Source organism: Streptomyces sp. NPDC050528 (assembly GCF_044457795.1).
Lineage (GTDB): Bacteria > Actinomycetota > Actinomycetes > Streptomycetales > Streptomycetaceae > Streptomyces.
Genome location: NZ_JBITHH010000042.1, coordinates 1 through 1,108, shown reverse-complemented (window position 1 = coordinate 1,108; position 1,108 = coordinate 1). Strand labels below are relative to the sequence as shown.

Here is a 1,108-nt window from a genome sequence, read left to right as displayed (position 1 = left end):
CAGAACCACCACTCAACGTGTCACTCAACGCGGCAACAAGATTCTCCAGCGCAGTACACAACAACCGCGCCACCGCATACGGATCAACAGAGTCGGCTACGTCAGCAGTCAGGCTCAGCTCGCCGGTCTCCAGGTCGTTGACCGACATGGTCAGCGGATAGTTGGTCCGCTCCTTGGAGAGAACACCCTGGATTCCCTCCGATGCCTGGTCTCGGGCAGTATCTTCATCCCGACCAGCGCGTTCGCGTGTGATGTAGCGGTAGTTGAACAGCGAGGTGAACAGAGGCGCGTTCTCCTCAATGCCACTGGCCTGCTGCGCCACCGCCAACGGTGCGTGCTCATGCTCCAGCAACGCCGCGAGCTGAGACCGCATCTGCTCCACAGCAGCACGAACCCCGACCTGATCGGTCCGCACCCGCACCGGCAACGTGTTCATGAACGGACCCACCACCCGGTCGGCACCCGCACCAGCATTCATCCGCCCGAACAACACCGTGCCGAACACCACGTCATCACGACCCGACAACACACCAAGCACCCGCGCCCACGCGACGTGCAACACCGTGGCCACACTCACGCCCAACTGCCGCGCTACATCACGTAGTTGGTCAACCAGTTCCTGCGGCACGGATAGCACCGCGATCATCGACTCCGCCCTGTCGCCGCGGACGTCCATCAGTCCGTAGGGTGCGGTCGGCTCAGTCACGTCGCCCAGCAGCTCGGCGAAGAACCGCTCATGCTCCTCCCGCGGAACACTCCGAGCCTGAGCAACGAAATTCCGGAACGGCAACGCCGGCGCCAGCTCATCCTCCCGCCCACCCAGAATCGCCTGCAGCTCTCCCGTCAGCACGTCCATGCCCTGGTGATCGAGCACCATGTGGTGCATCCGCAGCAACCCCAGCCAGTGGCCATCCGCGACCTCTGCCACGTGCAGGTCCATCAGCGGCGGCCGGCCCAGATCCATCCCAGAGCCGACCAACTCGACCAATGCCGCGGCCGGATCAGCCTCGGCGCCGTCGAGGACATGGGTCACCACCGGCAGTTCCACGTCCCGCAGCACCACCTGTACCGGCTCGCTCAGCCCTTCCCACACCACCGCCGTGCGATA

At 64.4% G+C, this 1,108-nt stretch carries 1 protein-coding gene; it reads right to left on the bottom strand.

The window, feature by feature from the left end:
• Window positions 1-1,108: condensation domain-containing protein (locus ACIBK4_RS50490; RefSeq protein ID WP_399006977.1), on the bottom strand; the 1,108-nt coding region annotated here is incomplete at both ends.